The 26,185-nt window shown below is 51.6% G+C and carries 29 protein-coding genes; 21 read left to right on the top strand and 8 right to left on the bottom strand.

What is annotated here, in order from left to right; all coding sequences use genetic code 11:
• Positions 1-10 precede the first annotated feature (10 nt).
• On the top strand, positions 11-1,009 hold the full coding sequence (locus tag PBOR_RS33845; RefSeq protein ID WP_042218453.1) for a sensor domain-containing diguanylate cyclase: 999 nt from the start codon (positions 11-13) through the stop codon (positions 1,007-1,009).
• Positions 1,010-1,031: 22 nt separating this feature from the next.
• Here the strand turns inward: PBOR_RS33845 and PBOR_RS33840 are convergent, their stop codons facing one another.
• On the bottom strand, positions 1,032-2,066 hold the full coding sequence (locus tag PBOR_RS33840) for a C40 family peptidase (protein ID WP_042218451.1): 1,035 nt from the start codon (positions 2,064-2,066) through the stop codon (positions 1,032-1,034).
• A gap of 174 nt (positions 2,067-2,240) precedes the next feature.
• Between PBOR_RS33840 and PBOR_RS35925 the strand changes: the two genes are divergently transcribed.
• The 4 genes from PBOR_RS35925 to PBOR_RS33820 all read left to right on the top strand — a co-directional run bounded on the left by PBOR_RS35925 (position 2,241) and on the right by PBOR_RS33820 (position 6,135).
• Complete coding sequence (locus tag PBOR_RS35925) at positions 2,241-2,927, top strand: TetR/AcrR family transcriptional regulator (protein WP_052429767.1); 687 nt, start codon at positions 2,241-2,243, stop codon at positions 2,925-2,927.
• Between the two features lie 70 nt (positions 2,928-2,997).
• On the top strand, positions 2,998-3,927 hold the full coding sequence (locus tag PBOR_RS33830; protein WP_042218449.1) for an ABC transporter ATP-binding protein: 930 nt from the start codon (positions 2,998-3,000) through the stop codon (positions 3,925-3,927).
• Positions 3,924-4,673 (top strand): ABC transporter permease, encoded by a 750-nt coding sequence (locus PBOR_RS33825; protein WP_042218447.1) that lies wholly within the window; start codon positions 3,924-3,926, stop codon positions 4,671-4,673. Before PBOR_RS33830 ends, PBOR_RS33825 begins: the two co-directional genes overlap by 4 nt.
• Positions 4,674-4,716: 43 nt before the next feature.
• Positions 4,717-6,135, top strand: a complete 1,419-nt coding sequence (locus PBOR_RS33820; RefSeq protein ID WP_042218445.1) for a DHA2 family efflux MFS transporter permease subunit — start codon at positions 4,717-4,719, stop codon at positions 6,133-6,135.
• A 34-nt stretch (positions 6,136-6,169) separates the two neighbouring features.
• Here PBOR_RS33820 and PBOR_RS33815 read toward each other — a convergent pair whose 3' ends face one another.
• On the bottom strand, positions 6,170-6,598 hold the full coding sequence (locus PBOR_RS33815; RefSeq protein WP_042218444.1) for a MarR family winged helix-turn-helix transcriptional regulator: 429 nt from the start codon (positions 6,596-6,598) through the stop codon (positions 6,170-6,172).
• A gap of 121 nt (positions 6,599-6,719) precedes the next feature.
• Here PBOR_RS33815 and PBOR_RS33810 point away from each other — a divergent pair, with 121 nt between their 5' ends.
• Positions 6,720-7,304 carry an NAD(P)H-dependent oxidoreductase gene (locus PBOR_RS33810; protein ID WP_042218443.1) on the top strand — a complete coding sequence of 195 codons (585 nt, stop codon included), beginning with the start codon at positions 6,720-6,722 and terminating at the stop codon, positions 7,302-7,304.
• Between the two features lie 11 nt (positions 7,305-7,315).
• On the opposite strand, the gene nudC is transcribed toward PBOR_RS33810, so the two are convergent.
• On the bottom strand, positions 7,316-8,188 hold the full coding sequence (nudC, locus tag PBOR_RS33805) for an NAD(+) diphosphatase (RefSeq protein ID WP_042218442.1): 873 nt from the start codon (positions 8,186-8,188) through the stop codon (positions 7,316-7,318).
• Between the two features lie 227 nt (positions 8,189-8,415).
• Between nudC and PBOR_RS33800 the strand changes: the two genes are divergently transcribed.
• The 6 genes from PBOR_RS33800 to PBOR_RS33775 all read left to right on the top strand — a co-directional run bounded on the left by PBOR_RS33800 (position 8,416) and on the right by PBOR_RS33775 (position 15,276).
• Positions 8,416-9,270 (top strand): SDR family oxidoreductase, encoded by an 855-nt coding sequence (locus PBOR_RS33800; RefSeq protein WP_042218441.1) that lies wholly within the window; start codon positions 8,416-8,418, stop codon positions 9,268-9,270.
• Positions 9,271-9,424: 154 nt separating this feature from the next.
• Positions 9,425-11,041: a copper amine oxidase N-terminal domain-containing protein gene (locus PBOR_RS33795; protein WP_042218439.1), complete on the top strand. Its 1,617-nt coding sequence runs from the start codon at positions 9,425-9,427 to the stop codon at positions 11,039-11,041.
• A 261-nt stretch (positions 11,042-11,302) separates the two neighbouring features.
• A complete protein-coding gene (locus PBOR_RS33790) occupies positions 11,303-12,397 on the top strand; it encodes an iron-siderophore ABC transporter substrate-binding protein (protein ID WP_042218437.1) in 1,095 nt (364 codons plus the stop codon).
• Entirely contained in the window at positions 12,390-13,430 is a 1,041-nt protein-coding gene (locus tag PBOR_RS33785; RefSeq protein WP_042218436.1) for a FecCD family ABC transporter permease, read from the top strand. Before PBOR_RS33790 ends, PBOR_RS33785 begins: the two co-directional genes overlap by 8 nt.
• Positions 13,427-14,458: a FecCD family ABC transporter permease gene (locus PBOR_RS33780; protein ID WP_042218434.1), complete on the top strand. Its 1,032-nt coding sequence runs from the start codon at positions 13,427-13,429 to the stop codon at positions 14,456-14,458. Before PBOR_RS33785 ends, PBOR_RS33780 begins: the two co-directional genes overlap by 4 nt.
• Positions 14,458-15,276 carry an ABC transporter ATP-binding protein gene (locus PBOR_RS33775; protein WP_042218432.1) on the top strand — a complete coding sequence of 273 codons (819 nt, stop codon included), beginning with the start codon at positions 14,458-14,460 and terminating at the stop codon, positions 15,274-15,276. The genes PBOR_RS33780 and PBOR_RS33775 overlap by 1 nt, the downstream gene beginning before the upstream one ends.
• Before the next feature lie 57 nt (positions 15,277-15,333).
• Here PBOR_RS33775 and PBOR_RS38275 read toward each other — a convergent pair whose 3' ends face one another.
• Positions 15,334-15,678, bottom strand: a complete 345-nt coding sequence (locus tag PBOR_RS38275; RefSeq protein WP_245647983.1) for a hypothetical protein — start codon at positions 15,676-15,678, stop codon at positions 15,334-15,336.
• On the opposite strand from PBOR_RS38275, the gene PBOR_RS38270 reads away from it, so the two are divergent.
• The 3 genes from PBOR_RS38270 (at position 15,637) to PBOR_RS33760 (ending at position 17,718) form a co-directional block, all read left to right on the top strand.
• Positions 15,637-15,888, top strand: coding sequence for a LytTR family DNA-binding domain-containing protein (locus PBOR_RS38270; protein ID WP_245647981.1), 252 nt, complete (start codon positions 15,637-15,639; stop codon positions 15,886-15,888). The genes PBOR_RS38275 and PBOR_RS38270 overlap by 42 nt on opposite strands.
• 14 nt (positions 15,889-15,902) lie before the next feature.
• Positions 15,903-16,337 (top strand): DUF3021 family protein, encoded by a 435-nt coding sequence (locus PBOR_RS33765; RefSeq protein WP_042218430.1) that lies wholly within the window; start codon positions 15,903-15,905, stop codon positions 16,335-16,337.
• Between the two features lie 145 nt (positions 16,338-16,482).
• On the top strand, positions 16,483-17,718 hold the full coding sequence (locus PBOR_RS33760) for an alpha/beta hydrolase (RefSeq protein ID WP_052429766.1): 1,236 nt from the start codon (positions 16,483-16,485) through the stop codon (positions 17,716-17,718).
• A gap of 17 nt (positions 17,719-17,735) precedes the next feature.
• Here the strand turns inward: PBOR_RS33760 and PBOR_RS35920 are convergent, their stop codons facing one another.
• On the bottom strand, positions 17,736-18,563 hold the full coding sequence (locus tag PBOR_RS35920; protein ID WP_052429765.1) for a GNAT family N-acetyltransferase: 828 nt from the start codon (positions 18,561-18,563) through the stop codon (positions 17,736-17,738).
• Positions 18,564-18,763: 200 nt separating this feature from the next.
• On the opposite strand from PBOR_RS35920, the gene PBOR_RS35915 reads away from it, so the two are divergent.
• The gene (locus PBOR_RS35915) at positions 18,764-19,681 is read left to right on the top strand and encodes a GNAT family N-acetyltransferase (RefSeq protein ID WP_052429764.1); all 918 of its coding nucleotides are present in this window, start codon (positions 18,764-18,766) and stop codon (positions 19,679-19,681) included.
• A gap of 62 nt (positions 19,682-19,743) precedes the next feature.
• On the opposite strand, the gene PBOR_RS33745 is transcribed toward PBOR_RS35915, so the two are convergent.
• Entirely contained in the window at positions 19,744-20,079 is a 336-nt protein-coding gene (locus tag PBOR_RS33745; RefSeq protein ID WP_042218426.1) for a hypothetical protein, read from the bottom strand.
• A 92-nt stretch (positions 20,080-20,171) separates the two neighbouring features.
• Positions 20,172-20,849 carry a helix-turn-helix domain-containing protein gene (locus tag PBOR_RS33740; protein WP_042218424.1) on the bottom strand — a complete coding sequence of 226 codons (678 nt, stop codon included), beginning with the start codon at positions 20,847-20,849 and terminating at the stop codon, positions 20,172-20,174.
• A 165-nt stretch (positions 20,850-21,014) separates the two neighbouring features.
• Between PBOR_RS33740 and PBOR_RS33735 the strand changes: the two genes are divergently transcribed.
• The 3 genes from PBOR_RS33735 (at position 21,015) to PBOR_RS36720 (ending at position 23,275) form a co-directional block, all read left to right on the top strand.
• The gene (locus PBOR_RS33735; RefSeq protein ID WP_042218423.1) at positions 21,015-21,638 is read left to right on the top strand and encodes an NAD(P)H-dependent oxidoreductase; all 624 of its coding nucleotides are present in this window, start codon (positions 21,015-21,017) and stop codon (positions 21,636-21,638) included.
• Positions 21,639-21,755: 117 nt separating this feature from the next.
• Positions 21,756-22,625 carry an AraC family transcriptional regulator gene (locus PBOR_RS33730; protein ID WP_042218421.1) on the top strand — a complete coding sequence of 290 codons (870 nt, stop codon included), beginning with the start codon at positions 21,756-21,758 and terminating at the stop codon, positions 22,623-22,625.
• 494 nt (positions 22,626-23,119) lie between these two features.
• Complete coding sequence (locus PBOR_RS36720; RefSeq protein WP_099052508.1) at positions 23,120-23,275, top strand: short-chain dehydrogenase; 156 nt, start codon at positions 23,120-23,122, stop codon at positions 23,273-23,275.
• A 186-nt stretch (positions 23,276-23,461) separates the two neighbouring features.
• Here the strand turns inward: PBOR_RS36720 and PBOR_RS33725 are convergent, their stop codons facing one another.
• Positions 23,462-24,553, bottom strand: a complete 1,092-nt coding sequence (locus tag PBOR_RS33725) for a GIY-YIG nuclease family protein (protein WP_042218419.1) — start codon at positions 24,551-24,553, stop codon at positions 23,462-23,464.
• 140 nt (positions 24,554-24,693) lie between these two features.
• Between PBOR_RS33725 and PBOR_RS33720 the strand changes: the two genes are divergently transcribed.
• Positions 24,694-25,143, top strand: coding sequence for a YdeI/OmpD-associated family protein (locus tag PBOR_RS33720; protein ID WP_042218418.1), 450 nt, complete (start codon positions 24,694-24,696; stop codon positions 25,141-25,143).
• 93 nt (positions 25,144-25,236) lie between these two features.
• The gene (locus PBOR_RS33715; RefSeq protein WP_042218416.1) at positions 25,237-26,073 is read left to right on the top strand and encodes a MerR family transcriptional regulator; all 837 of its coding nucleotides are present in this window, start codon (positions 25,237-25,239) and stop codon (positions 26,071-26,073) included.
• Positions 26,074-26,185 lie beyond the last annotated feature (112 nt).

The following is a 26,185-nucleotide window of genomic DNA, read 5'->3' as shown; positions in this document are numbered from 1 at the left end:
GTACAGGAACATGGATAAACGGCTGGAATATGCCCCTTGCGGGTATATTTCCATTACACATGAGGGTATGATCACGGAGATGAACCAGACCTTCCTCGATATGACGGGCTATCAGCGGGAGGAGCTGGAGCACAAGCATTTGGAATCGATTATGTCGAAAGCCAACCAGCTTGTTTTCCATTCGTATTTTTATCCTAATATTAATTTGCACGGGCATGTGGATGAGCTGTTCATCAGTCTGAAGGACAGAAGCGGCCAGTCCATTCCGTACATCCTGAACGGCAGGCGTTATGAGAATGAGGGCGTAGAGGTTATTGACTGTGCACTGGTTCAGATGAGCAAGCGCATGGACTATGAGCGGGAGCTGCGGTCAGCCAAGAAGCAGATAGAGGAAGCATACTGGGAGAAAGAGCAGACGCTAGCCGAGCTGAAGCAGCTTCATGCCGAGATTGGGCAGAAGCAGGCGGAACTGCTGGAGCTGAATGCCATTCTGGTTGAACGCTCCACTACAGACAAGCTTACCGGACTGAAGAATAGGCGGTATTTCCAGGAAACCCTGGAGGAGCATATCAGAGGGTATAGGGAACAGGGACGTTTATTTTCGCTGCTGATCCTCGATATAGACCACTTCAAGAAGGTAAACGATACGCTGGGACATCAGGCAGGGGATGATGTGCTGGAGCAAATGGGGAGTATCCTCAGCCATCATTGCCGGGAGCAGGATATTGCGGCCAGATATGGCGGTGAAGAGTTCGTGCTCATTCTTCCGGATATTAATACCCAGGAGTCCATACTGATTGCGGACAACCTGCGTCATGAAATTGCCCAAGCGGCATGGGGATCGCGTATTCCCGGCGGCATTACGGCAAGTGTGGGTATTGCTACATTTGCAGGAACGGATAATGAGGCAACTCTGCTGAGAAAAGCGGATCAGGCGCTCTACACCTCCAAAGAGCAGGGCCGGAACCGTGTCACGCATAGCATGGATTCCAGCGCACTGCCCTGGTAGAGGAGTAAGAACGTGCTTAACGTTATAACATTCTGCGGGCGGTCACGAAACGTTTCTTCCACTGGCTGTCGAACGCCTCGATATGTACACCCAGCTCTTTGGAATAGGTATGCAGCATCTGATTATTTCCGGCATAGATAGCCACATGTCCAATATCAATCCCCCGGGCGCTGAAGAACAGCAGATCTCCTGTGCGGAGCTCGTCCACTCCAACCTCTGTGCCTTCCAGCGCCTGATCATAAGAGACACGGGGAAGCTCAACCGACAGCGTGTCCGCAAATACCCGTTTCACAAAAGACGAGCAGTCGAACGTATCCGTCTGATCCGGTGAAGCCCCGAATACATAAGGTGCATTCAGGTATTTCTTCCCGTAGGCAATCAGCGCCTCCCCCTGCTTCTGCAGCAGTGAGCCGCTTTTGTAATCCGTATATTTCGGCTTGGAGGACAGATATCCGGTTACATGATCCTCCGTCTGCACTTCCAGCCAGAGGGCATTCACTTCGCGGATAACTTGGACTTTGCTGCCTGCGGGCAGCAGGGCCAGCGTGTTGGCTTCGCTGTCCGAATCCGGGGAGCTGCGCAGATTCACGCCCCAAGTGACCGAGGTATTATAGGCTGCGGCCGAAGAGATGAAGACGGAACCGGTTGCTGCATCCCAGGTAACGGTGCTGCCCAGTGCTTCACTTACGAAGCGCAGGGGGATCATGCTGTAGCCCTGCGACAGCTGGCCCGGTACGCTCAGGGCAATCGGTTGCCCGTTCAGCCGGGCAGTGGCCGAACCTAGAGTGTAGGTCAGCGTGGTGCCGCCTTTGGTGGCCGTCACAGTCTTGCTCGTATTATTCCAGGATAGCCCGGCTCCCTGGGCTTCAAACAGATTGCGCATGGGTACCAGCACTGTACCGCTGATGTTAAGCGGCCGGGCTTCGGGCTGAAGCTGCTGGCCGTCAAGATAGATGGAGATAGGTTTAGGGGTAGCGGCTGCTTCTGCATGGACTGAGGCTGAGGCTAACAGGGTCAGCCCGAGCAGGGAGAGCAGCGCAGTTCTTCTTGCTGTCATGGATTCATCACCTTATGGATAGATTTAACTCTATACATTGGACGTTGCCAGGGCGAAATGGTTCTGTGCCAATTGTTGGAAGGAAGGACGAGCCAAGAAGATTGGACCAGGCCCCAATGATTCGCGCTTGACTTCCGCCGGGATTCATCATAAAATCTAACCAGTTAGTTATAAATGGAGGTGGCAAGTATAGCATCCGCAGAAAGTAAACGAAGTCCCAAAATTTACGATGCTGTCCGGACCAGAGGGATTATTCTTGATGCGGCCGAGAAGATCTTTGCCGAGCTTGGTTATTCAGCGGCACGGATTGATGTCATTGCGAAGGCGTCCGGGTACAATAAAAGCCTGATTTATCAGTATTATGGCGACAAATTGGGACTATATACAGAAGTGGTCAAACGTGCGGACCAGATCGGCGAACAGATTACAGGCTCGTTCATTAATGAATTACTGAAGAATGAGAAGCTTGTAACAGACCCTGCGGCGTTTAGGAGCTTCCTGGAATCGATGACCCGGGAGACGGTATCCTTCCTTCTGGAGCACCGGAGTTACCTGAGAATTCTGTTCTGGGAGGCCGCTGAAGACTGGAAGACCTGGAATCAGATCACCTATCGTCCGGACGATGCTACTCAGATGCATGAGTTAGCCTTAGCAGCGCAGAAGAACGGAATTCTCCGTCAGGATTTGGACCCGGCGTTGTTCCCTATTCTGATTATAAATGTGACTACAGCTACCCTGCAGTCGTCTTCACGGTTTGAGCAGCTGCTCGGTAAGCTGGATTCCCCGCAGATGCGAGAGCGGACCACCCGGCAGATCTCGCAGTTTATCATCCATGGCGTAATGGAGCCGTCTTTGCTGTAAGAGGCGGCTGTTTTTTTGGACAAAATATAAACAACTAGTTAGTTTTAAATAAAAAGCAGGAGTGATGGTTATGAGCGCAATGATTCAGACTGAACAATTAACCAAGCATTTTGGCAGCAATCATGCTGTGAATGGACTGTCGCTGGAGGTGAACCAGGGTGAAATTTACGGATTCCTGGGACTGAACGGTGCCGGTAAAACGACAACCATCCGTATGCTGCTGGGCATGATCCGCCCCGATTCCGGGTCCTCCTATGTGTTCGGACAGCGGGTGGATGCCGGCAGCCATAAGCTGTGGGCCAATATAGGCTACATGGTCGAGATGCCCTACTCCTATCCAGAGCTTACCGTCCGCGAGAATCTGGAGATTATCCGCAGGCTGCGGGGTATCGCAGACCGCAGGGCAATTGACAGCATCATCGATAAGCTCCAGCTTACCGCTTACCGCGACCGCAAGGCCGGGACGCTCTCCCTCGGCAACGGGCAGCGGCTGGGTCTTGCCAAGGCCATGCTGCATCATCCGCAGGTGCTGATTCTGGATGAGCCGACGAATGGGCTTGATCCGGCCGGGATTGTAGAGGTGCGTGAGCTGCTCCGGGAGCTTGCACTCAACCACGGCGTAACGATTTTTATCTCCAGCCATATTCTCGGCGAGGTCTCCAGGCTGACGACACGGATTGGCATCGTGCATCAGGGCCGGCTGCTGCAGGAGACGGATGTGAAGGATCTGCAGCATCTGCTCCGAAGACGTCTGCTGGTTCAGACCCGCGACTCTGCAAGCGCCCGGAGCAGGCTGCTCCAGGCCGGCTATGCTGTTCAGCAGGCGGGAGAGGAAACGCTGCTGCTTCGGGATGAACGCGCCATAGCAAACCCTGATCACGTCTCCAAGCTGCTGGTGTATGCGGATATGCCGCCCACGCTGATTCAGGTGGAGGAAGAGGATTTGGAGGCTTATTTTCTTAGAATGATTGAGTCTGAAGGAGGAGGAATGAAAGGATGAATCGATGGAAATCGGCCCTGTGGGTGGAAGTCTTGAAGCTTCGCCGCTCCAGGCTGTTCTGGATTTCACTGGTGTCCAGCATAATGGTGCCGGTAATGATCGGGCTGGTCTTCTCAGGAACGATTGGCTCCCAGAGCAGCTTTGAGGGTGAGATCAATATGGCAGGACTCCTGAAAGAGCTGGGTGTTGTGATATCCATGGGGGGGCTTATCGGATTCGGGTTTGTGTTCAGCTGGATCTTCGGCCGGGAATATTCCGACCGCACTGTTAAGGATCTGTTGGCCCTGCCGCTGTCCCGGTACGGGGTGGCGGCTGCCAAGCTGATCGTTGCGGCCGTCCTGTGCGCAGTGCTGGCGCTGCTTGTGTTTATGGCCGGCTGCCTGACCGCCTGGCTTGTCCGCTTGGACGGCTGGAGCCTGGACGCCATTGTTCAGGGCTTCAGCGGATACGCACGGATCTGTCTGATGGTGATCTGCCTCAGTATTCCTGTAGCGTGGATGGCTTGTGTCGGCCGCGGCTATCTGACTCCGCTGGGCGTGGTCCTGCTGACCATTGTGGTTGCCCAGTTTGGCGGGGCCCTGGGCATTGTGGAATATATTCCATGGGCCGTTCCCGGATTACTCAGCGGCGCTTCGGGGGAGGAGAAGTCACATTTAGAGCTGCTGAGCCGGATGCTTCCTTATCTCACCGGCGCTGTTGGCATCATAGGCACGCTCGCCTGGTGGCGGTATGCCGACCAAACTTAAATCAGGCGGATTCTTATATTTTTAACAATGGAGGGAAACAGACATGGAGAAAGTGCCAAAGGGAACCATTCTAGTCATGGCTATCTTAATTATCGGGGCAATGGTGGGGCTGCTGAATCAATCTTCACTGAATACAGCATTGCCTAACATTATGGGGGATTTCCGCCTCTCAACAAGTACGGCGCAATGGCTGACAACAGCATTTGCCCTGGTTACAGGCATTGTGGTTCCGGTCACGGCTTTTCTGATTCAGAGGTTTACAACCAAGCAGGTCTTTGTCTTTGCCATGGGCATGCTGACGGCGGGAACGCTTCTGTGTGCGGTCTCACCGAACTTCGGCCTGCTGCTCACCGGAAGAATAGTGCAGGCAGTCGGAGTGGGCATCATGGCTCCGCTGGTGCAGACGTTGACCTTCATCCTGATTCCGGTGGCCAAACGGGGGTTCACGATGGGGATGATCGGACTTGCGGTTAATTTCGCTCCGGCCATCGGACCTGTACTGAACGGATGGCTTGTAGAGGATCATTCCTGGCGATTGTTGTTCTATATTCTGTTTCCTTGCTCGCTGCTGCTTACCCTTGTTGGGGTATTCCTCGTTAAGAACGTTACCCCGCAGGTCAAAAGCAAGGTGGATGCGCTATCCATGACGCTATCCTCGCTTGGATTCGGCGGCATATTATATGGATTCAGCGTCTCCGGGAGCAGAGGATGGGATAGCACAGAGGTTCTGATATCCCTGGCGATCGGATTCATTGCGCTTGGCCTGTTCGTCTGGCGGCAATTGACTATGGAGAATCCTTTGCTGGAGCTGCGGGTATTCACCAGCCCTGCTTTCACTATGGCTACAGTAATCAGTATGATCCTGATGATTATCATGCTGAGCGCCCAGCTGCTGCTGCCTATCTATATGCAGACCATGCTTGGCTATACCGCGCTGAAATCGGGTCTCATGCTGCTGCCCGGTGCGGTTCTCATTTGTATAATGTCACCTATAGCCGGCAAGCTTTTCGATAAAATGGGTGCCCGGATGCTGGTCATCACCGGACTTAGCCTGACGGTAATCTCGGCTGTACTGTTCTCTAATTTAACCGAGCATACCTCGTATACGTTTTTGATGATCGGCTACTCTCTGCGGATGGTCGGCGTCAGCCTAACCCTGCTGCCGGTCATTACCAGCGGGATGAATTCATTGCCGCCTGCCCTGATCCGGCACGGGATTCCGGTTAACACCACACTGCGGACCGTCGCCGGATCCATCGGAACAGCATTGCTTGTAACTATAATGACTTATAGCGGGGGCGGGCTGAAGCAAACCAGTGATGTCCACAGTTTAATTCACGGGATGAATGTGGCCTCCATGGTAACCACAGGTGCTGCAGTTGCCGCGCTGATCCTGGCCTTCTTCATCAAACGCAAGGAAGCCCCCGCAGAGATTCCGGCGAAGGGCGTTGCTGTGAAATAAGGAATGGTGAAATGGAGACAGACTTTGTAACAGCTTAATAAAATACCTTCTGCTGCAAAAGATCGAGCGCCCGCTCGATCTCTTTGCGTTCTTCAGCTGTTGTATCCTGAATGCGCTGCTCGAACCGGACGGCGATCTGCTGAAACGATTCATTCATCAGCGCTTCGCCTGCCGCAGAGAGCGTGATGCCCTGCTTACGGCGGTCATCCGGGTCGGTAATGCGGGCACAGACGCCCTTTTCGCTGAGCTTCTTCAGCTCACGGCTCGTGTTGGGCATCGACATCTGCATGCAGTCGCTGATTTCGCTGAGTGTGACTGGCTGGCTGACGGCGATGTATTCGAGAATTTTATATTGCAGCGGGGTTAAGCCCTCTGATTTCACATCTTTGGTTATATCATTCGTTATTTGATGGACGGCAGCACTGAAGGCTACGAATTTCTGGAACAGATGGTTATTATCCATAAGATCACCTCAGATGAAACCATAGCAAATAGATTATCAAAAAACAATTGTCATTTGACAACTAAATTACTTACGTGTTATCTTTTTGTTATCAAATGATAACAAAAGGGGAATACGACTGATGAATACACTCATTATCTATACACATCCGAACCACCGCAGTCTCAGCTATGCATTTCTGCAGGAGGTGCTGCGCGGCAGCAAGGAGAATGCGAAGGTTACGGAAGTCAAAGTCCTTGATTTGTATGAGGCCGGATTTGATCCGGTGCTGGTGTTTAATGAGAATAAACGCAGACGGGATATGTACCGTGAACCGGAGCTTGAGGAATACAGGCAGCAGCTGCTGTGGGCCGATCAGATTGTGCTGGTCTATCCGATCTGGTGGGGAAGACCGCCGGCGATGCTGATGGGCTACATTGACCGGATGTTTGCTTCGGGCTTCGCGTACCGCGATAAGGGCGGACTTCTGCCGGAGGGGCTGCTTAAGGGGAAGAGCGTCATCTGCATCTCCAGCATGAAGGGGCCGGCCCATTATCCGCTGCTGTGGCTGAATAACTCACACAAGGCGCTGATGCGCAAAGCCCTGTTCAATTTCGTTGGCATCCGCAAGGTGAAGTTCTTCGAGTTCGGCAGTATGGAGAGCCCGAAGGGCAAGCACAGCCGCAAGCTGGAGCAGATTTACCGCTATTTCAAGACGGTAGGCTGAATCTGGTCCTTCTATACTTCCTTCTCTGTATCTGCACCTGACTCAGATTGCTGCTCTAAGACCCAGTCGATGATTTTGCGGGCGATGCTGACCGGCGGCGGAATAACGGGTAATTGATCCATAGGGAACCATGCGGCATGGTCAAGCTCTTCGCCGTCCACTGTTATTTCTCCGCTCTCATATTCTGCAAGGAAGCCAACCATCAGGGAATTGGGAAAAGGCCACTGCTGGCTGCCGAAATAGGTTATATTCTTGACCTTAAGACCAACCTCTTCCATAGTCTCACGCCGCACACAGTCCTCCAGAGTTTCACCCGGCTCGACAAAGCCGGCAATCAGCCCGTACATCCCGTTCTGGAAATGCGGAGCATGGGCGAGCAGAATCTGATTGTCCTTCAGGATAGCTGTAATGACGGCAGGCGCAAGCTGTGGGTAACTAACCAGACCGCACTGCGGGCAGATCCGGGACCGTTCCGTCAGAGAGTGGGCGGTTTCGGTTCCGCAACGGCCGCAGAACCGGTGATTGCCGTCCCAGACCAGCAGCTGCAGCGCTTTGCCGGCAAGATGGAACAGATCTTCCTCCAGCAACCCATATAAGGAGCGCAACGGACGGAAAGCAAGGCCAGGCGGTTCGGGAGTTTCTGCACTTACTTCTGAAGCATAGCAGGGGAGACCCGCGAAGGTGCCCAGGTAGAGTATGCGCAGCGGCGTGACCGCCAGCTCTTCAAGGGAGCGGGCCATAGGGATGCCGGGAGCAGAGGGAGGCTCCGTAATGAGCAGCTTACCGGATTGGAAGATGAGCTGGCAGGCCTCACCAGTGAATTCAGACTCCGGAGTCAATCCCGGAACATAACGTTTATAGATGCTGTCACTTAGTTTCTCCATTATGCAGAACCTTTCTGAAGGGGAATTTGTCTATTAAGAATAGCATGATAGGGGAAAGCTAACCATTCAGCGTTATGCACATTCCATGCTGTCTTCAGCTGATGAAACAATCCATTTGACATTGCGCCTACTTGTAACTACAATGGTTACAGGATAGATATTCACCTATGCTTACGGAAATAACAGCTGATATTCAAATAAAAGACACCCACAATGGAGGAATTGAGATGAAAATTGCATTAACAGGAGCAACAGGTCAATTTGGTTCCATCGTAGCAGAGACATTACTGAAGACCGTACCGGCAGAGAATATTATAGCCAGTGTCAGAAACCCGGAGAAGGCAGAGAAGCTGAAGGCACAAGGCGTGGATGTCCGTCATGGCGATTTCGATCAGCCGGAGACCCTGGATGCAGCCTTTGCCGGAGTAGAGCGCCTGCTGATTATCTCCGCAGACGGTGACAATGATACACGTATCCGCCAGCACAAGGCGGCTGTGGACGCAGCGGTCCGTGCAGGTGTGGGTTTCATTATCTATACCAGCGTAGGCGACGCCGATAACAGCTCCCTGTTTCTGGCACCGGTACACCGTGCTACTGAAGAGTTTATCCGCGAATCCGGCATTCCTTATGCCTTCCTGCGCAATAACTGGTATCTGGAGAATGAAGTTGGCTCCATTCAGGCAGTGAAAGCCGGTGCACCTTGGCTGACCTCAGCGGAAGACGGCAAGGTTGGCTGGGCCACACGCAGTGATTATGCCCAGGCGGCAGCCGCCGTTCTGGCTGCTGAAGGCCGTGAGAATGTCATCTACGAATTGTCCGGCAAACCGCTCACCCAGGCTGAACTGGCAGCCGTGGTTGGTGAGGTTCTGGGTCAAGAGGTTAACGTGCAGCAGGTAGATGACGCTACTTACGCGAAGATCATGGCCGGCGCAGGCGTGCCGGAAGCGGCGCTGCCGATTGTAGTTGCCATTCAGGGCGCGATCCGCGACGGCGCACTGAATATCGAGAGCAGCGATCTGGAGAAGCTGCTGAACCGTCCGCTCACACCGCTTAGTGAAGGTGTACGCCAGCTGCTGGCCTGATTTCCTATCCGGCATAGCAGCCTCTGACGCCTTATTTTCAAAAGCATCCCCACTTGCTGATTACAGCGGGTGGGGATTTTTTTTGATCCTATAGTGATCCATACCTGAACTGCCCCCGTAACACTCATAACACTAACCTAAGGAGTGAAGCGAGATGACAATGAAGAAATGGATCGTTCCCATGTTAAGCATGACCTTATTGATGCCGGCAATTGCAGGTGCAGCAGAACCGGCAGCTACAGCAGTGAAAGCATCGGTGAACACACCGGCGGCTGAACTTAGAGCAGGACTGGATTATTTGCTCTCCGAGCATTTCACCCTGGCGGTAACGGCAATGACCAAAGCATATGACGGGACAACGGATGCGGCTGCTGCCTACAAAGCGCTTGATCAGAACGCACTTGATATGCAGCCGGCTATTGCTTCGCTGTACGGCGATGCAGGCGCAGCTGAATTCGAGAGAATCTTCCGCGCCCATAATCAGTACACAGATGATTTAGTGAAGGCAACCAAGAACAAGGATGCAGCCGCAATGAAAACTGCGGAGGATAAAGTAAGCGGCTTTGTAGACGAATTCGGTAATTTCCTCGGCACGGCCACAGAAGGCAAGCTTCCGGCAGCCGCAGCGAAGCAAGTCATCCGCAGTCATGAGGATCATGTACAGGAAGTATTCGAAGATTATGCAGCAGGCGATTACCTAGGCGCTTATGAGGCATATCGCAAGGGCTACGCTGAAATGTTCGGCATCAGTAAGGCATTATCGGGCGCAATCGTTGCCCAGATGCCTGCCAAATTCGAAAGCACCAAGGCCGATACCAAAGCAGCTGATCTGAGATCCGCGCTCAATCAATTGGCCGGCGAGCATTTCGCCCTGTCGGTTCTGCAAATGCAGGAGCAATACGAGGGAAGAGCTGCTTCAGACGCGCTGATCCGGGCAGAAGCCATGAACACGGCTGACTTCAAAGCAGCGATTGCCTCCATCTATGGTGCAGAAGGTGCAGCGGCATTCGGGCAAATCTGGGTGACGAACCATGTCAATGCGCAAGCTGATTTTGTATCGGCAGTCAAAAATAAGGATGCAGCAGCCCAAGCGGCAGTAGAGGCGCGTATCGCCGGATTCACTACTGAATTCGCCGCGTTCCTTGATTCGGCAACCGCAGGCAACCTGCCGGAGGCTGCGGGTCAAGCCGCGCTAACAGCACATGAGAATCAGGTGCAGCAGGTGCTTACACAGTATGCAGCCGGAGATTACACCGCTTCTTATCAGACGAACCGCGAGGGCTATAAGACCATGTTCAGTGTCGGACAAGCGCTGGGCAATGCGATTGTAACGCAGTATAACGACAAGTTCCAGGAAGCTGCTGCACCTGCCACAACAGATCCAGCAGCAATGACCAAGGTCTGGATGAAGGTAGGCAGCGGTGTCCTGAACATTAATGGCACTGTAACCCAAATGGATACAGAGCCCTTCATCTGGAGCGGCATGACCTACATTCCGCTTCGTTACCTGAGCGAGGGCATCGGGGCTGAAGTGAAATGGGATAAAGCGGCGCAGCAGGTCACGATTACAGCAGGCAGTGACACACTGGTATTCTGGATGAACAAAGACTTCATGGAGGTCAACGGGATGAGAAAATCTGTTGGCGCCAAAGTATTTGTGAACTCCGACAACCGGACGGTCGTTCCGCTCCGCTTCATTACGGAGCTGCTGGGCTGGAATGTGCAATGGGGACAAGCCGATCATTCCATTACGCTGACTAAAAAGTTGTAAGGTAAGGCAATTCGACCATCTGCCTATCCGTAAAGTTACCCGCAAGCAGGCGCCGCTCAGGTGTTCCGCTTGCGGTTTTTTTGCGTGCGGAATCCATTTTTTACATTGACAACCTGTCCAAGCAATTATATATTTATCGATAATGATTCTCATTATCGTATAAAGTTGCACAATGTTTCTGGAGATGAGGGGTTATTCCGCCGGTTAGTCAGCAGCAGCAGAACAAAAAAAACATTATAAGATAAGGAAGGGTCCACACACATGAACACAACAAGAAGGTTCTCTTTGAAAACATTATTAATTCCATTCGCTCTTACTATAGCGCTGGTTGGATGCTCCAATCAGGAGTCCAATTCGGCAGCTTCACCATCACCGGCTGCAACAGCTGCGGCAACTGCTGAAGCGGCTGCTACAGAAGCACCAGCCTCCCAGGAAGCAGTCCAGTATCCGATTACGATCAAGCATGCGCTTGGCGAAGCTGTTATTGAGAGTAAGCCTGAACGTGTAGTGACTATTCAATGGGCGAACCATGATGTGGCTCTCGCGCTTGGAGTTGTTCCTGTAGGCTTCTCGGCAGCGAACTTCGGCGTTCAGGACGGCAGCGGACTGTTGCCTTGGACAGCAGATAAGCTGAAGGAGCTTAATGTAACCGATCCGAATGTTTTCCAGGATACCGACGGTCTTGATTTCGAGGCCATCTCCGATGCAGACCCGGATGTCATTCTTGCCGCATACTCCGGGATCACGCAGGAAGACTATGATACGCTTAGCCAGATCGCTCCGGTAGTCGCTTATCCGACCGCTCCTTGGGCAACCACTTGGCGTGAGCAGGTACTGTTGAACTCAGAAGGTATGGGCATGAAGGCAGAAGGAGAACAGCTGATCAAGGATACGGAAGCCATGGTTAACGAGAAAGTAAGCAAGTATCCGCAGATTGATGGTAAAAAAGTGGTTTGGGTTAACTTCTCCGCTGAGGATCTGTCCAAACTGCATATTTATACGCCTGTAGACTCCCGTGTCTCGTTCTTGTATGAGATGGGAATGGTTTATCCAGAAAGCATTACCTCCCAGATCACTGACCCTACCAGCTACTCTTTGAGCTTGAGCGCAGAGAATGTAGAAGCCCTGTATGACGCTGATCTTATCGTTGGCTATGGTAATGACGAATTGCTTAAGACGCTCCAGGCGGATTCGCTGCTGGGCAAAATTCCTGCGATCGAGAGAGGTTCAGTTGCCTTCATCGACAGTGATACACCGCTGGTAGCTGCCGGAACGCCTAACCCGCTGTCCATTGCTTACACGATTGATGAATACCTTGCCTTAATTGGAGGAGCTATTGATAAAATAAATGAATAGTTCACCGGTTTCGGACGATAAACAGCTAAAATTGCATATCCCGAAGAACTTTACTCTGGTGCTGATGAGTTGCCTGGTATTGCTTGTCATGTGCGTGATAGCCTCGCTGGTACTGGGAGCGCGTCACGTGGGGTGGAATGAACTGATCGACGGTTTATTTCACCCGGAGGTGGACAGCTACGGGGCAAATGTGGTCCGCAAGCGGATTTCCCGGACGGTATTCAGTTTAATGTGCGGCGGGGCACTCGGAGTATCGGGAGCGCTGATGCAGGCGGTTACCCGCAACCCGATTGCCGATCCGAGCATACTGGGAGTGAACACGGGGGCATCGTTGTTCGTGGTTTGCGGAATTGCGTTCTTGAACATCAGCTCCGCAAACCAGTATATATGGTTAGCTCTGGCCGGAGCTGCGATTACTGCTGTATTCGTATTCGGAATCGGCTCAATGGGACGTGGCGGAGCCACGCCCATTAAGCTCGTTCTGGCGGGTGCTGCCATAAGCGCAGCCTTATCTTCGCTGGTCACAGCCATAATGATTCCGCGTTCTTATGTCATGGACCAGTTCCGTTTCTGGCAGGTGGGGAGCGTAGGCGCGGGAACCTGGAGCGGCATCACGACATTTATCCCGTTCCTGCTCGTCGGCATGCTGATCGCGTTCATTACAGCTCCGGCCCTGAATGCGCTGGCACTGGGAGATGATGTCGCGACGGGACTGGGTGTGCGCACAGGCACACTGCGGCTGATTGCGGCGCTTGCAGGTGTTCTGTTATGCGGTGCAGTTACGGCTCTGGCCGGGCCGATCGGCTTCATCGGCTTGTTATCGACTCACGTCATACGTCTTATCCTCGGATCGGACCTGCGCTTCCTTATCCCGATGTCAGCGGTTACCGGAGCTATTATTCTGACGATATCGGATGTAGGCGGCAGGCTTATTGGAAGCCCCGGGGAGCTTGAAGTCGGTGTAGTTACAGCGTTTGTTGGAGCACCGATCTTAATTCTATTAGCGATGAAATCGAAAGTGCGGTCATTATGACAATTCAGACGATTGAATATATTATGGCAGGCAGACGCCGCAGACAACGCCGGGGCATACTGGTGACCAGCCTTCTCGCAGTACTTGCACTTATTCTGTGCTGCGCGATGCTTCTGCTCGGGAACACGATCTATCCGGTGGCAGATGTAATCCGGGCGCTCTCCGGCGAGGAGCTCAAGGGAGTCTCTTTCGCCGTTAATATCATCCGGCTGCCGCGCATGCTGGCGGGTCTGTTCGCCGGGTTTGCCTTTGGCATTGCCGGGTACACCTTCCAGACGATGCTGCGCAACCCGCTTGCGAACCCCAATGTGATCGGGATTACGTCCGGATCAAGCGCGGCGGCTGTGTACTGTATCGTTATGCTTCACGCAAGCGGAGCGGTTATATCGCTGGCTTCGGTAATTGCCGGTCTGGCCACGGTGCTGCTGATTTATGTACTATCCAGGGGGAAGACCTTCTCCATCGGGCGGTTAATTCTAATCGGAATAGGCTTACAGGCTATGCTGGATGCTGTAATCTCCTATCTGCTGCTGATTAGCTCCGAGAAAGACGTTCCCTCGGCTATCAGATGGCTTACCGGCAGTCTCAACGGCTCGCAGATGCGCGAATTACCGCCGCTGGTGATCATCGTAATGATCTGTACGCCTATCATCATGCTGCTGGGCAAGCATCTGAGTATCCTGGAGCTGGGAGAGCAATCGGCTACCTCGCTTGGTGTAAGCACAGATAAGACAAGAATTGCCCTGATTGTCAGTTCCGTCTGCATGGTTGCGATTGCGACAGCTACAACAGGACCGATTGCGTTTGTCTCCTTCCTGTCGGGGCCGATTGCCAAAAGACTGGTCGGAACGGGTTCCTCGAATCTCCTTCCGGCAGGCCTTGTCGGAGTTAATTTGGTGCTGGTGTCCGATCTGATCGGACAATTTGCTTTTGAGTACAGATTCCCTGTAGGCATCATTACCGGATTACTCGGAGCGCCTTATTTGATCTTCCTGTTAATCCGCATGAATCGAAAGGGAGAGTTATAATGAACAAGGCACATGTGTTTGGGGCTGAACAGGTCGTAGCGGGTTATGAGAACAAGACGGTTATTCACGGGGTGGACCTTGTGATTCCCGATCATAAAATAAGCGTGATTATCGGCTCCAATGGCTGCGGCAAGTCGACTCTGCTCAAAACCATGGCCAGACTTATCAAGCATAGCTCGGGCCGGGTCACGCTTGACGGCAAGCCCATCTCCTCCATTCCGGCCAAAGCCCTGGCCCGGGTCATCGGGCTGCTGCCGCAATCCCCCATTGTTCCGGAAGGGATCTCAGTGGCCGATCTGGTTGGGCGCGGCAGATTTCCGCATCAGTCCCTCCTTGGCGGATGGTCCAGGAAGGATTATGAGGCCGTTGCCGAGGCGATGGAGATTATGAATATCACCGAATTTGCCAATCATAACATCGACGAGCTCTCGGGCGGCCAGCAGCAGCGTGTCTGGATCGCCATGGCTCTGGCCCAGCAGACGGACATCCTGTTTCTCGATGAACCGACGACCTTCCTGGATATTACCTATCAGGTCGAGATTCTTGATCTGCTCACCGACCTGAACCGCAAGCACGGAACCACGATTGTAATGGTGCTGCATGATATCAACCTGTCCGCACGGTATGCTGACCATATTTTTGCGCTTCATACGGGTAAGCTTGTCGCTGCCGGTACGCCTGCAGAGGTGATTACAAGCACGCGGGTCAAAGAGATCTTCGGGCTGGATTGCACGGTAATCGCAGACCCGGTCTCGGGCTCTCCGCTGGTCGTACCCAGAGGACGGTATCATGATAGGCAGGCGAATGCTCTAAAATAAGGACTGGCAGGCATCATCCCTGGCAGGTCCCCGTTTCATACAAGGCTGTCCGACCGGTCAAACCGGAGGGCAGCTTTTTGTGTATTCTTTTCCCTTGTAGCCGTGAATCCGTTCCCTTATCATGAGGATGAAACAGGCAGCGGGAATTGAATCTGAACGATTGTAGGTGATCCTATCAAAATTTCTATCGAGGAAATCAGCAGGGAGCAGGAAGAGGAGATCCGTATCCGGTGCCATGAAGTCGATGAAGAGATCTCTGAAATCGTAAATAAGCTCAAGACAGAGACCCTTATCATACTGGGTTATCAGGAGGACCGGCTCAGCCGCATCAAGCTCAGTGATGTCTATTATTTCGAGGGCGTGGACGGCAAAGTATTCGTCTACAGCGAGAATCAGGTGCATGAAGTGAAGCAGAAGCTGTATGAGCTTGAGGAGCTGTGCAGAGACAAGAACTGTTTCCGCGCCTCCAAATCCACGATTCTGAATATCGCCAAGATTGCCAGTGTGCATCCGTCCCTCAGCGGCCGGTTCACAGCTTTGCTTGATAACGGGGAACGTGTAGTAATCTCAAGGCAGTATGTGCCCGCACTCAAACAAAGACTTGGATTATAAGGGGGGATCAGAGCATGAAGCTATCTGAAATTGCCAAAGACATCATCCGCGACTTTCTGGTCATCTTCGCATCCATCATCATTATCATTACGGTGCTGCGGCAGATTTATATCCCGGAGCTCGCATTTGACCTGATATCGATCTATACGATTATGGGCTTCTCCCTGCTTGGGGCATTAACGGGAATCCTTTGGTACACTCCACATGAGATAAGCGAGCGGGCCATGCGTGTCCGAATCGTTATTCATTTTCTCCTGCTAGAGATTCTGTTGATTGGCCTTGCCAGCCTGATCGGAGTTGTAAACGATGTGTCCGGCGCACTTCTTCTTGCCCTCCAAATCGCCGTGGTGTATGCCATTGTCCGCGTACTGTCCTATGAGAAGGATAAGAAGGAAGCAGATCAGATTAACGAGAGACTTAAGGCCGTTAAGCAAGAAAATCACGAATAATCCCGAAGCCCTTGCGTGCCCCGCTTTGTGGGGTTATTTTGCATCTTATTGCCCTGTAGCTACAGCTTACCGCAAATCTATATACACCCTTTTCGCAGTTTTTTATGATGAGGTCATAACTTAACTGGAAGAGGAGAATCCCCCTATGCACAGCCCAGGCAAGCTCAAAAGCTGGATTAGAATTACCCTGTTTATCGTATTCGTTATACTGACACTGTCCCCCGTTATTGATTGGAGCTTCAGCTGGGTACTGCTGGCGGCACTGCTGTTCATGTTTGCGCTGAAAGGTTCGATTGATCTTATCCGGAGTAAGGCGAAGCCCCGTAAGCCCAAACGTTCAACCAGGGTGTGGAAAATCATTATAACCGCTGTAGCACTGCTAATCGCACTTATACCGCCCGTTCTATTCCCGCAGTACCGTGTACCTGAAGTGACAGGGGAATATGAAGTAAGAACCGCTGCTTACACGTATACGGACCCTAACCGGATTGAAGAATTTACGGATACAGGGGAGAACCGGTTTGTGAATGTGGAGTTCTGGTATCCGGACAATGCCGGGGGAACCTATCCGCTAGTGGTCTTTTCTCATGGGGCATACGGGGTCAGGGAAAGCAACACTTCAACCTTTACGGAGCTGGCCAGTCACGGCTATGTAGTGGTGTCCATCGATCATCCTTACCATTCTTTTTATACACGGAGCGTGGAAGGGAGGATCACTATGGTTAATGCAGATTATATGCGGGAGGTTAACGATTCCAACAAAGATGGGATTTACACCATGGAAGAGCTGTACGGCCTTACGCAAAAATGGATGAAGCTGCGGACCGGGGATATGAATTTTGTAATCGGCACGATCCTGGATAAGGCCGTAAGTGACCAGGACCCTGTATATCAGCTGATCGATACTGGGCACATTGGCGTATTCGGCCACTCCATGGGCGGTGCGGCAAGTGTGGCGCTCGGCCGCGAGCGCAGCGATGTGGATGCTGTTGTGAATCTGGATGCCCCCTTCTTCAATGAGCTTGTGTATAACCCTGAGATTAATGATCTGGCGGCAAAAGATGAACCTTATCACGTACCGCTGCTGAACATTTATACAGACGATGTGTGGAAACAGCTCGGGAAGAACTCGGCTTACGCGGCGAACGGGCTGGATAATCCAAACTTCAAGGATGCGTATACCGTTCATTTTCAAGGAGCCAGGCATTTAAGCCTAACCGATCTCCCGCTGTTCTCCCCGGTTCTTGCGAATATGCTGCAGGGCGGGCGGGCCGATATCGATAAGTATTACTGCATTGAGACGATGAATGCGCTGGTTCTGCAGTTTTTTGACTATACGTTAAAAGGGACTGGACAGTTTGAGCCGCAGGCGGTGTATTGATGGCAATGCAGCTGTGGTTATAAGATCATCCCCGGGAACATTGTTGTTGTCTCCACTTCAATGAATCCCAAGGATCTGTAAAGCCCGGCTGCGCGGGTATTGAGTTGCCAGACCTCCAGTCTTACTGCGTCCATCCTATGGGTTAAGAAATAATCAAACATGTAATTCATAATCGCCCTGGCGATCCCGGTTCCGCGGGCTTCGGGCACCACATATACCGTTTCAATATAACCGCAGTTGTCCTTCGCGAAAAAGGTACAGCCTCCCAGCAATTTGCCTTCTTGTAGGAACGAGAGGTTGTGGAAATAGGGGTACCTTCCTTGTTCTGCAAGTGCCTCCAGATTCAGCGGCGTAACAAAGATCTCATCATACCGCTCCTTGTACTCCATAGTCTCTTTGTCAGAATTAAGGTTCACCTGTGTAACTTCTATATCATCCGGCAAGGTATATGTGAAGCTATCCGGAATGGGAGCCTCCATAACAACGCTGTCATTGGACTCAAACCCGTTACGCATATAAAAGCTCAGTTTCTCCTGATCCGCTTCAAATCCGGCGTATATTCGGGCGGTTAGATCCGGCCGCAGTCTCCGCAGCTCTTTAGCCCTTGCAAGTACTCTGTCAAAGAGCCGCTGGCTAACCTCCTGCTTCAATAATTGATCTGAATGATCGGCGGGATCTACACTAATATAAATCAGATAAGGGGTATCCGGAGTCTGGTGATGATTGATTGCCGGATAGGCAAAAGCGCTCCCCAAGTAGCTCCGGTGTTCACCGAATGCTATAAAGATATTCTCTTTGCTGTTGCCGTACTGGTCTTCTTCCGAATGGATGATAAAAATATTCATATATTAGGCCTCCTGCTAAGAGTTGTCGGGATGGGGAACGCCCATTAGGTATTATGACATCATTCAGCGGGCTGCGCGGTGGTAAAGTTTTTCTATAAACATTTGCTGCATACCCAGTGATTCCAGACGCTGGTAAGATTAGTAAGGATCTTAGGCCGTTCATGCCCGAACAGATCATTTACTACAAAGGCGGTGGAACTATGAACGTGAAATTTCGCAATTACAGAGCGGATGATTTCATCAAGGTCCGTGACATGCTTGTAGCCAGCTTTTGCGAAACGGCTAAGCTGGGGAACTGGCTGATCGACAGATGGAACTTCTGCAGAGCGGTGAGCCACACGATGCATGATACATACGACTCCTGGGAGGACACCGTAGGGGTTTGGGTGGATGAAGCCGGAACAATCGCCGGGGTGGTTAACTCGGAGGGGGAAGAGCGGGGAGAAGCCTTTTTCCAAATACGGGTTCCTTTACCGGCTGCAGTATATGAAGAAATGTTCAATTTCGCGGAGAGCAGCTTAGCGGTGCAGGAGAAGGGGCGGCGGATTATCCGTCTGCGGATTCCGGCGGGTGACTCTGTTCGTGAATCGATTGCTTATTCGAGGGGTTACAGCCAACTGGAGTGGAATGATTCGATGTCGGTTCTGTCTTTGGGGAATCTGGGGCCGGTTGATCTTCCCCCCGGGTACCGGATTCTGTCCGGAACGGATGTCTCAAGCGAAGCCAAGGCGCTGGCTCACGCCAAGGCCTTCGGTTACTTTGAGGAGGCCGGTGATCACTCGGTCCCTCTGGCTTTTGAGCGGATGAAGCAGGCTCCCGATTACCGGCCGGAGCTGGATCTCTCCGTTGTGGATCTATCCGGCGAAGTCGTCTCCTTCTGTACACTATGGTACGACGGGAAGAATCGGCATGGTATTCTGGAGCCTGTCGGGACTATACCGGCTGCGCGTAAGCAGGGATTGGCCAGAGCCGTTATTACAGAAGGGCTCTGGCGGATTGCCGCGTACGGTGCGAAATCTGCTTACGTAGGGTCAACAATGGAATTCTATAAGAGGCTGGGATTTGAAGCGGTGTATACCAGCTATGTTTGGGAGAGGATTACTGACGGTTCGGAGTGAGCAGGAAGAGCCTGCCCGAATAAAGCCTTAAGGTTCATCTGGGCAGGAGAATTCGTATTCTTTTAATACAGAAACGGCTTGGCGATGGCAATCAGTGCTTCTTTGCTTAGAAATTGTCCGCTCATCTCGTCGATCTGGTATTGATAGGTGTCCCCACTGCCGGGAACCGCTGCTGACCACGTTAGGCTATTTCCGCCTCTATACTTGGTGTAGATCATTTCAGTGCCGTTGACAACTGTTTTGTCTGCGGTAAAATTCACTTGTTCATCTACATAAGCCGTGAATCCGTAGTTTCTGCCCGCTGCTTCGGCCTGCTTGCGCAGCTGATCAGCAATAGCTGCTTCTTCGTCCGATCCTTTATGCTCTGTACAACGAACCATCCGCTCATATTGTGACATTGCCGGTTAAATTTCTGAACGATACGGCAAATAACCCCCAAGCCTTACGCTTGGAGGTTTAAATATCAGTAACAGGTTCCTCAGGGAATCTCCTACGCATCAAAAGAGGTGAAAAACACATCCCGCAGAATCGTCTTGGCTTTCTTAAGGCTGCGGGTATCCAGCTGCTTAAGCATAGCTGTAATCTGCCTTATTTCCTCGTCTTCCATGGACCCCGGATGCTCCCCGGACTCCGCATGCTCTTCCTCTCCGCCAGATTCCGGATTCACCCAGGACGCTTGCAGAGTGTCCTCGAAACCCTTGATCAGAAACAACAATTCCTCTTCGTTATATCTCTGCAGGAAACGGTGAATTCCTTTATCCATCTGCCTGTGCAGCGCACGATGCAGCTCGAATATTTCTTTGCCCAGCGGTGTAGTGAGGAAGAGGATCTCTTTCTTGTTGTCCGGCAGAGATTCGGTGCAGATGATTTCCTGTGCAACTAATTTCCGGGTGATCTTGGATACGCTGCCTTTAGGGATTCCAAATTGCCTGGAAATCGAAGTGCCGTTCACTGGCTCCAGCTGACCAATTGCATCGATGACATGAAGCATCATCACTGTGGACTCCTGAAGGAACTCGATAACAAGGGGATTGCTGCAGTGCTGGAGCATCCATTCTTTCTCTTCATCATCCTCGGCCTGAAATCGCTTATGCAATTTGGGGATAGTCTCCATCAGCTTGTGTATCAGTACATCCTTATGGGCTGAATCATCGTAAGAATGGGTCACGGTCCGGTCTCCTCATAAGTTCATCTTAAGCTCATTCTAACAAGATAGAGCACATAAATAAAGTTTCCTGGAAATAATATTGACGAAAGGGAAACCTAAAGAGTATATTGTTTCTTAAGATATAATTTAATTTCCGAGAAACAATATATGGTGAGGAGGGAATCCATGAAAGTGTTAATCGTTTTTGATCACCCGTATGGTGCAGCAGCGTCGGGAAATGTCCCGCATCAGCGGAGCTACTGTGCAGCACTGCTAGCCTCAGTAATGCGGGGACTTGCCGCCAAAGGGCATGAGATTGACCTTATAGATCTGCATCAGGACAGATTCAATCCGGTCATGTCAATGGAAGAGCTGGCTTCCTGGAGGCAAAAGAAAAGTGAAGATCCTCTGGTCATCAATTACCAGCAGCGTCTTATGGCGGCGGATCATATTATCTTCCTGTTCCCAATCTGGTGGGAGTCCATGCCCGCTCTTACCAAAGGCTTCCTCGATAAGGTGTTCGCGAAGGGGATTGTATACGAGGAAATCAAACCGGGACGGCCGTTTAAATGCCTGCTGCCGAAGATTACGGGCGTCACTCTGCTAACTGTAATGAATACGCCTGATTTCGTGTACCGCTGGATCTTCGGCAATCCGGTCACCAAAATTCTGTTCAGAGGCACCTTCCGCAAGATGGGTATACGCAAGAATCTCCGCTGGTATAATTACACCGGCATGTCAGACCGCAGCCTGGAGGAGCGGGTAAGGTATCTGGAGAAGACGGAGCAGAGATTCGCCCGGCTGCAATGAAATTCTCCGGTTAGAGGATTCTGTAGAAGCAATAGCGAACATGATATTTCGGTGCACGGATTGCAAGGTTTCCTGTCTCATCCTCCCCTATAATCAGACTTGAAAGGAGGGACTGGTATGGATTGGCTGGATCGCATGAATAACGCAATGGAATATGTAGAAAACCATCTGACGGATGTGATTGATTTCAATCAGGCGGCCAGGATTGCCTGCTGCTCAACGTACCATTTTCAGCGGATGTTCTCGTTCATAACCGAAGTGCCGCTCTCAGAGTATATCCGGCGCAGAAGGATGACTCTTGCAGCCTTTGAGCTGCAGCAAAGCGGAACCAAGATTATCGACATCGCTATGAAGTATGGCTACGAATCGCCTGAAGCCTTCTCCAGAGCGTTCAAAAAAATGCATGGTGTAATGCCAATGTCAGCGCGCGACAAAGGCGTATCACTCAAGGCTTATCCCCGGTTATCCTTTCATATTTCGATTCGGGGAGATGTAGAAGTGAACTATAAAATCGAGGAAAAGCAAGCTGTTGAAATGTTTGGCGTATCCACTGTAATCAATGCTGATGGCGAGAATCCGTTTATTGAAATCCCTGCTTTCTGGACCCGGTGTATTGCTGGCGGAGACGTTGACCGGATTCGTGCTGCCGCAGGACTGGGGGAGAACGGCCAAATTCATGCGGTAATGTATAACAAGCAAGGTGATAAGTCTTCGTATATGATCGGATATTTTGTACCCGCAAGCGGTTTGCCGGAAGGGTTTGAACAGCTGCAGATTCCTCCGCAAACCTACGCAATATTCTCAACAGGCGTCTACCCTGATGGAGAGAGTAATATCCATGATTTGTGGAAGCGTATCTGGGGAGAATGGTTCCCTGGCTCAAATTACGAAGCCACAGAGGGTCCTGAGTTTGAAATGACGTATGACCGGGGCAATAACACGTATGAAATGGAAGTCTGGATTCCTGTCGTTAAAAAGCTTGCATAATAGAACCAAGAGCAGCACCAGCTAGTTCATAATTAAAGAAGTGAGTTCACCCAACAATGCAGTTATTGATGTATTCAGTTCCAAGTGAAATTTAATAATAGTTGTATTTTGTACAATTAAAAACAGCGAAAAGGGTTGCTTGCCTCTTATAACTGCAGTCTGTACAACTAAATCAGCCCGAATCGGTGAGATTCAAGGTACAAGGGCCGTTTAATTGTACGAAATACAACTAAACAGATAATTGGTATAAAACCAGAAGATTTAGTTGTACAAAGTGCAATTAAGCATACGGCATATACCGTAATAGGGTTACTCAAGCCCTCATATTTCTTGAACAATCTGCTGAGACAATGTGTATCTGATTAACCGACGCCGCCAGATAGCTCCCAGTTCACCTATTCATTCATCCATATGAACATTTAAGATATTACGCAGATGCTTAACATCGTTCATGGGAGGACGCCCGAACATGCGCACATACTCCCGGCTAAAGTGTGACAGACCCGGTAGTGAGAGATCAGCATGCCGCCGTCCGTGATAAGCTGGCGATGACACCGGATGCAGCAGCGCATGCCATTGCCTACGCGATTGAACAGCCGGATAATATCGATGTGAACAAGATCGTGATCCGTCCTGCTGCGCAAGTGTAACCTATAAAGTCAGGACTGCCTGCGACCTTCGAGCAGAGGAAGGCTGCAGCCGTAAGCTCATCTTATTAGAACCCGGGACCGCTGCTTGTGTGCAGAGATCCCGGGTTATTGTTGCAGAGATTTATTGTTGCAGCGACTAGGTTAACGGTCTTTTCCTGTATCATCTGGAGAGCCGGTATCTCCCCGCTATAATGCGCTACCGATCAGCCCGTTGATCCCTTCTTCCAGCTTAGCCGTACCTGTATCCTCCAGCCACTCCGGCGGAACCAGCAGATAGTTGCCGGAGCTGCTCTTCAGATAACTGTAGATAATCTGGGCCTCGTCGATCTTGTGGCGGCTCATTTCTTCTGCAGCCGCAACCAGGCTGCTGATGCGGAAATGCTCTTGTGCTGCCGCAGTAATCACTTCAGTAAGCTGTCCGCAGTCCAGCGCTCCGGTTGCCAGGCGGGTACGGTAGAGAATCACGCTGCCCTTGATCAGAATCAGCTTGTGGGACTGCCCGTCCACCTGCTCCAGCACGATAATATTCTTGTTCTCCCCGGTGAAGCCGATCACCTGCTCCTTGTGCAGCAGCGAGTGGACCGCCCCGAGGTAATCACGGTACTTGGCAGCCGCTTCGAAATCAAACCGCAGCGCAGCCTCCTCCATCCGGGCTTCCAGTCCGTCTATGATAGAATTGCCGCTCCCGTTCAGCAGCGAAATGATCTGCCCCACAATCTCCTCATACCGCTTCAAAGCCTCACCGCCCCCGCACATGCCGATGCATAAGCCCAGCGAATGGTTGAGACAGCGGGTGGTCCGGGAATGGGGGCTGCTGCAGAGGATTCTCTGCGATTCCTTAATGCCCTGCACAGCTCTTTCCACGGTGCTGCGGCTGGTATAAGGACCATAGGACAGACTATTGGCCTGGGTGCTGGGCTCATAGCCGATCTCAATCTGCCGGTACGGCGCAGTGTCCACGATGGAAATATAGCTGTAGGCGAGCGGATTTTTCATTTTGCGGTTATACATCGGCTTGATTTCTTTGATCAGCTGGCATTCCAGCATGAAGGCTTCGAATTCCGTATCGGTCAGCCTGTATTCCAGATCGCGGATATGCTTGACGAGCTGCTTCACCTTGGGCGAATGTCCTTTGTTATTGTAGAAATAAGACTGGACCCGCTTCCTCAGCTGCTTCGCTTTACCGACATAGATGATATGGCCGAGACTGTCCTTCATCAGATACACGCCCGGGGATAAAGGGAGGTCCGCTACCTTTTCTGTTAGATTCGCGGGCATGGCAGCCGCCTCCGTTCGTCACATTCTTCAGTACCTTTAAGTATAAACCATGCCGCCGTCACCGGCGACTGGAAAAGCACCATTCCTTGCACTACAATGGGAAGAAAAATGGCTAAGCGCCTATCCAGGAGGAAATGAGCATGAAATTCCGGACAACCGTTATACTGGGCGGCAAGACGGCAACAGGGATCCCTGTTCCTGCGGAGGCGGTAGCAGAACTCGGGACAAGCAAGAAGCCGGCGGTGAAGGTAATGATCGGTGAATATAGCTACTCCAGCACGGTGGCGACGATGGGCGGGCAGTTTATGATTCCGCTCAGTGCGGAGCACCGCAAGGGCGCCGGTATCAGTGCCGGTGATGAGATCGAAGTAGAGCTTGTGCTGGATACCCGGCCGCGTGAAGTGGAAGTACCGGCTGACCTGGCCGCGGAGCTGGAGCAGAATGCCGGAGCGAAGCAGTTCTGGGACGGGCTGTCCTACACGAATAAACGGCGGTTCGTCCTCTCCATTGAAGATGCCAAGACGGCAGAAACGCGGCAGCGGCGGTTGGATAAGACGATGGCGATGCTGAGCGAAGGCAAGGCGCAGTAGCACCCGTGTGACATAATCCACAAAGTCTCCCGGCTAAACCCTCTATCATGAAACACATGAAAGCATGGGATCAAGGAAGCTGGGGGGCTGCTGATGAAATATTCTATAGGTGAATTTGCGTCTATTCTTGGGGTGACGGCGGATACACTGCGTTTATATGAGAAACATGATATTGTCCGGCCGGTGAAGGATCATCATAACAATTACCGGTATTTCAATGATCTGGACGCACGGAATTTATTGTCGAGCAGATGGTACCGGAGCATGCAGATACCGCTTCAGGATGTAGCCGGACTGATTAGAGACGCACCATCCGAACAAGTGATGGAGTCGATAGCTGCTGCCGGAATGCAGCTGGAAGAAGAGATACGCCGCAGCACGCTGCTGCTGAACAAGATTCAGGAGATTCATGCCGAGCTTGGGCGGATCAGTGAATCCTTTTATACCTGTAAGATCAGGCAGGTGCCGGGCATGTACCGGATCCAGCAGACGGACAAGAACCATTTGCTGCAGAAGGATGGTCTCAAAAGAACTGTACAGGCGTGGATGGAGCTGTTGCCTTTTACCTTTTATTCCTTCCGGATTGAGAATTCAGAGTGCATCTATGGAACCGGAGAGCTGGATTACAGCTGGGGACTTGCCCTGCTGGCGGAGGATCAGCGGAAGCTTGAGGTCTGCCTGAATGACAGCGTGGAGTATCTGGAGCCGGCAGCCTGCATCTCTGCAGTGATTGTCAGCACCTATGAGGAATATCTCGAACGGGAGTCTTTCCAATTCATGCTGGACTATGCGGACGCGCAGAATTATACGGTCTGTGGGGATATCAGCGGCAAAATTCTGTTCACAGAGCGCACGAATAGCGGGAATAAAACATATCTGGAGATCAATATTCCGGTAAAACAAGCGGAAACGTCCGTTTCTATACTATGAGAAATATTTCACATATATTTCATTGACCTTGGTGCTGTACCAAGGTTTACACTCTGTGCGTAGTCAACGGCCCTTAGAGATAGAGAACCAGGGCTGCACTAACCACACAGGG

It is taken from the genome of Paenibacillus borealis (genome assembly GCF_000758665.1).
Lineage (GTDB): Bacteria > Bacillota > Bacilli > Paenibacillales > Paenibacillaceae > Paenibacillus_AQ > Paenibacillus_AQ borealis.
This window is presented reverse-complemented; position numbering and strand designations above follow the sequence as displayed.